Source organism: Sulfurivirga sp. (assembly GCF_015490265.1).
In the GTDB taxonomy this organism is placed as follows: domain Bacteria; phylum Pseudomonadota; class Gammaproteobacteria; order Thiomicrospirales; family Thiomicrospiraceae; genus Sulfurivirga.
In genome coordinates, this window is record NZ_WFYD01000054.1 from 1 (window position 1) to 4,847 (window position 4,847).

Annotated in this window: 7 protein-coding genes; 6 read left to right on the forward strand and 1 reads right to left on the reverse strand. The window is 64.4% G+C overall.

Annotation, left to right across the window (positions count from 1 at the left end; translation table 11 throughout):
• Both rph and rdgB read left to right on the forward strand, forming a co-directional pair.
• The coding region (gene rph, locus F8K16_RS03685) for a ribonuclease PH (protein WP_294947089.1) at positions 1–581 on the forward strand (581 nt) is incomplete at its 5' end.
• A complete protein-coding gene (gene rdgB, locus F8K16_RS03690) occupies positions 578–1,192 on the forward strand; it encodes an RdgB/HAM1 family non-canonical purine NTP pyrophosphatase (RefSeq protein ID WP_294947092.1) in 615 nt (204 codons plus the stop codon). The genes rph and rdgB, both read left to right, overlap by 4 nt.
• Here the strand turns inward: rdgB and F8K16_RS03695 are convergent.
• Entirely contained in the window at positions 1,185–1,508 is a 324-nt protein-coding gene (locus F8K16_RS03695; RefSeq protein WP_294947095.1) for a hypothetical protein, read from the reverse strand. The two genes, rdgB and F8K16_RS03695, sit on opposite strands and share 8 nt — an antisense overlap.
• On the opposite strand from F8K16_RS03695, the gene hemW reads away from it, so the two are divergent.
• The 4 genes from hemW to F8K16_RS03715 form a co-directional block, all read left to right on the forward strand.
• Complete coding sequence (gene hemW, locus F8K16_RS03700) at positions 1,503–2,666, forward strand: radical SAM family heme chaperone HemW (RefSeq protein ID WP_294947098.1); 1,164 nt, start codon at positions 1,503–1,505, stop codon at positions 2,664–2,666. The two genes, F8K16_RS03695 and hemW, sit on opposite strands and share 6 nt — an antisense overlap.
• Before the next feature lie 20 nt (positions 2,667–2,686).
• Positions 2,687–3,280 (forward strand): LexA family protein, encoded by a 594-nt coding sequence (locus tag F8K16_RS03705; RefSeq protein ID WP_367122700.1) that lies wholly within the window; start codon positions 2,687–2,689, stop codon positions 3,278–3,280.
• A gap of 4 nt (positions 3,281–3,284) precedes the next feature.
• On the forward strand, positions 3,285–3,995 hold the full coding sequence (locus F8K16_RS03710) for a DUF429 domain-containing protein (protein WP_294947100.1): 711 nt from the start codon (positions 3,285–3,287) through the stop codon (positions 3,993–3,995).
• Positions 3,992–4,847: Y-family DNA polymerase (locus F8K16_RS03715; protein ID WP_294947103.1), on the forward strand; the 856-nt coding region annotated here is incomplete at its 3' end. The genes F8K16_RS03710 and F8K16_RS03715, both read left to right, overlap by 4 nt.

The window sequence follows — 4,847 nt, forward strand, 5'->3', positions numbered from 1 at the left end:
CGCCCTTTCTGCAGGGCAGTGGTCAGGGCTGGGTGACGGCTGAATATGGCATGCTGCCCCGTTCCACCGGCACGCGCATGCGTCGGGAAGCCAGCGCCGGCAAGCAGGGCGGGCGCACGGTGGAGATTCAGCGCCTCATCGGCCGTTCCCTCCGGGCCGGGGTGGATCTGACGGCCCTGGGCGAGCGTACCATTACGGTGGACTGTGACGTGATCCAGGCCGACGGTGGCACTCGGACGGCGGCCATCACCGGCGGGTTTGTGGCGCTGGCGCTGGCGTTGCGTCAACTGCATGTGGCGGGCGTTTTGGAGCGTGATCCGGTGCTGCACCATGTGGCGGCCATTTCCGTGGGCGTGCTGGAAGGGCACCCCATTCTGGATCTGGAGTACTGCGAGGACTCCATTGCTGAGACGGACATGAATCTTGTGATGACCGATGCCGGCGGGTTTGTTGAGGTGCAGGGCACGGCGGAGGGTGCACCCTTCAGCCGTGAACAGCTGGACGCCATGCTGGCGCTGGGCGAGCAGGGCATCGGCCAGCTGATCGAACTGCAGAAGCAGGCGCTGGAGTCGGCGTCATGAAGGTGGTCTTCGCCAGCGGTAACGCCGGCAAGGTGCGAGAGGTGAGTCAGATGCTCGCACCGCTGGCGTGGGAGGTGGTGCCGCAGACGGCGCTGTTTTCCGGGGAGGCGGAGGAAACCGGACTGACCTTCGTGGAGAACGCCCTGATCAAGGCGCGCTTTGCCTGCGAGAAGACGGGCCTGCCGGCCATCGGTGATGATTCCGGGCTGGAGGTGGCGGCGCTAGAGGGCGCGCCCGGCATCTACTCCTCCCGCTTCGCCGGACCGGATGCCACTGACTCCAGCAATATCGACAAACTGCTGGATGCCCTGCGGGACGTGCCGGAAGGCAAGCGGCAGGCCAGCTTCTACTGCGCCATGGTGTTTCTGCGCCATGCCGAAGACCCCACGCCGGTGATCGCGCTGGGGCGCTGGAATGGTGAGATCCTTACCGCGCCGCGTGGTGATCAGGGGTTTGGCTATGATCCGGTGTTCTTTGTGCCAGAGAAGGGCTGTTCCGCCGCCGAACTGGCACCGGAGGAGAAGCACCGTCTGAGCCACCGGGCCCAGGCGCTGTATCAGCTGGTGGACGAGATTCAGAGGCTGCAGGCGCAGGGACTGCTGACTACTTGATCCGCCTGAGCGGGCCCCCCAATGCCCGCAGGCGGCGCTCAAGGCGTTTCTTTTCGGTCTTGTCGTCGTAGATGACAGACAAGATCAGACGGGCGGCGATGCGGGATTTCTCCTCTGGCGCATGGCGGCTTCTGTATTCAAGCCTGCGCATGAACAGTTCCCAGCGTTCGTGACGATGCAGCCGCTGGTCATCCATGATCAGGTCGAACTCATGTTTGGACAGTGACCAGGGGGCCAGCCGGGCTCTGGACCACAGCTTTTTCGCCTGATGGCGTTTCAGATCATCCCAGACGATGACAGGATCTTCTTCATGCATGACGCCGTTCCCCTCATGCCGCCACCGTTGACATTGTACGTGCACTATCCTTGGTGTGTGCGCAAGTGCCCCTACTGCGACTTCAACTCCCATGCGCTGAATGGCGCTGCGGATGAAGCGCGCTATTTCGCCGCCCTCAAACAGCAGCTGGAACAGCTGTTGCCGCAGATCTGGGGTCGGCGCATCCATGCCGTCTTCTTCGGTGGCGGCACTCCCAGCCTGATGAGCGTGGCGGCGCTGGAGGACTTTCTCAGCCATGCCCGGGCGCTGCTGGGTTTCGGGGCCGAGGCGGAGATCACGCTGGAGGCCAATCCGGGCACGGCGGAGGCGGAGAAGTTCACGGGCTTCCGGGCCGCGGGCGTCAACCGCCTGTCGCTGGGCGTGCAGAGTTTTGACGATGACAAACTGCGCGCGCTCGGCCGCATCCACACGGCCGAGCAGGCACGGCAGGCGCTGGAGATGGCGCGGGCGGCCGGGTTCGACAACTTCAATATCGACCTGATGTTCGCTCTGCCCGGACAGACGGTAGCACAGGCCGTGGAGGATGTGCGCCAGGCGCTGGCTTTCGATCCCTCCCATCTGTCCCACTACCAGCTGACGCTGGAACCCAACACGCCCTTCTACCGCCAGCCGCCCGCCGGCCTGCCCGATGACGAGCGGGCCGCCGAGATGCAGACCGCCTGCGCCGAAGTGCTGGAAGCGGCCGGCCTGCGCCGCTATGAGGTATCCGCCTGGAGTCGGCCGAACCGGCAGTGCGCCCACAATCTCAACTACTGGCGCTATGGGGATTACATCGGGCTGGGCGCCGGCGCCCATGGCAAGCTCACCTTTGCCGAACGGGGCGAGATCTGGCGCAGCCAGATGCCCGCCAGTCCCGGTGCCTACATGGAAGCCATGAGCCGGGGTGAGGCCGGGCGGCTGTGGCAGGTGGAACCGCAGGAGCGGCTGTTTGAATACCTGCTCAATCGCCTGCGCCTGTTCGAACCGTTCGAGGCGGCGGACTTTTCCGCCTGCACCGGCCTGCCGGCAGTGGTGCTGCATGAAAAGCTGGCTCCATGGGTTGAGAAGGGGCTGCTGCAACGGGATGCGGACCGCTACCGGTTGACCGAGCTGGGACACAACTTCGTCGATGAGATCGTGGCCGACATGCTGACTTGATTTCTGATACACTTTTCATCATGAAAAGTGAAACGGAAAACAAGTCCGGTTGGGGTGGCGCTCGGCCCGGTGCGGGTCGGCGCAGGGGATCCGGCCGCTATGGCGAGCCGACACGGGTGATGCGTGTGCCGGCTTCCAAGGTGGAAACGGTGCGCCGTTTTCTCGACCGCCTCCACGGACGGGAAGCCGCCGAGGTGACGGCCCGGGCCCACCCTGCACCGGAGCCGGTTGCCTTTCCTTTCTATGCCGCGTCCGTGGCCGCCGGCTTTCCTTCGCCCGCTGAAGATTACGAAGAGCCGGCGCTGGATCTCAATGAACATCTGGTGCAGCATCGGGAGGCCACCTTCTTCGTGCGAGCACAGGGCCATTCCATGACCGGTGCCGGCATCCACGACGGCGATCTGCTGGTGGTGGACCGGGCGCTGGAAGCGCGGGACGGGGACATCGTCATCGCCGTGGTGGACGGTGCGCTCACCGTCAAGCGTCTGCGCCGGGAGGGCGGGCGCACCTGGCTGCAGGCGGAAAACCCGGACTACGCCGACATCGTGCCGGGCGAGGCGCAGCAGCTGGAGCTGTGGGGCGTGGTCACGGCCGTTATTCATCAGTATCGGTGAAGTCATGATGACTTTTTATCTGGGCTGGGATGTTGGCGGCTGGCACTGTGATCACAACCGCAACAGTCGTGATGCCATTGCCGTTCTGGATGAAGAAGGCGAGCTGATCGGGTGGCCATGGCGTGGTAATCTGCTGCCTCTGATCAACATGGCGGATACTGTCGAAGGCTGGTTGACCGGACTGTTTGAGCGTTGTGAGCTTGAGATTGATGTCAGTGTGCGGTGCGTGCTGGCCATTGATGCGCCGCTGGGTTGGCCGCAGGCGTTGCTGCATCTTGCGCATGGTCAACCTGCCAACCATGTGCCGGAGCGGCAGCGGGAAAACCCTTATCTCTATCGTCTGACGGAGCGATTGCTGTTTGAGCGGGCGTTGCGGCCTCTGTCGGCCGTGCAGGATATGATCGGCAGTCAGGCGACCAAGGCCATGCATGTGTGCACCAGACTGACACCTGAGCAGATGGCGCATGGCGTCTGGTCAAGTACGGATGGGCGGCTGATTGTGCTGGAAACCTATCCTGCTGCGCTGAAGCGCTCTGCCATGGTGGTGCAGGCTCTGCCCCGTTCTGCCCGCTCGTATTCAGGTGACAGGCTGGATGCGATCTATTGCGCCACGTTGGCGCGTCTGTTTGACCAGTACCCGGACAGCGTATGGTCGCCGGAGTGGTCAGCACCGGCAGAAGAAGGGTGGATATGGGTACCCCGAGATCTGCAGTGAATGCCCGTATCGTGCTGGTGGACGCCAACAATTTCTACGCCAGCTGCGAGACGGTGTTCGAGCCGGCGCTGGCGCGCCGGCCGCTGGTGGTGCTGTCCAACAACGACGGCATTGTGGTGGCGGCCAATGAGCACGCCAAACGGCTGGGCCTGAAGGGGCAGCCCTTTTTCCGCATCCGTGATCTGCTGCGCCGTCATGGCGGGGTGGCGCGCTCTTCCAACTACGAACTCTACGCCGACATGAGCCGGCGCTTTCACAGTCTGCTGGGTCGGCATGCCGCCACGCAGGAAATCTATTCCATCGATGAGAGCTTTCTGACCGTGCCAGGCGGGGTGACGGCCGACTGGGGGCGGGCGCTGCGGGCACAGGTGCGCCAGTGGCTCGGTCTGCCGGTGGCGGTGGGCCTGGGGCACACAAAGACGGAGGCCAAGCTGGCCAACCACTGGGCCAAACGCTACCGTCTGTTTGATGGCGTGGCGGATGCCACGGCGCTGTCGGACCAGACACGGACGCTGCTGCTGCGCCAGACGCCGGTGGGCGAATTGTGGGGCGTGGGGCGACGGTTGAGTACAAGGCTGCAGTCTGCTGGCATTCATACGGTGGCGGATCTGCTGGCGCTGGAAGGTGAGGCGGTGCGGCGCATCGGCCATCTGCCCCTGTGGCGGCTGTGGGCGGAGCTGCACGGACAGCCGCAGTTCACCTTGCAGACCGTGCCGGAGGCGAACCGGACCATAGCCAGCTCCCGCAGCTTTGCCCGACCGGTGACGGCACTGGCCGAGCTGGAGGCGGCGCTGGCGGATTATGCGATGACCGCCATGCAGAAGCTGTGGCGGCAGAAACTGGTGGCCGGCG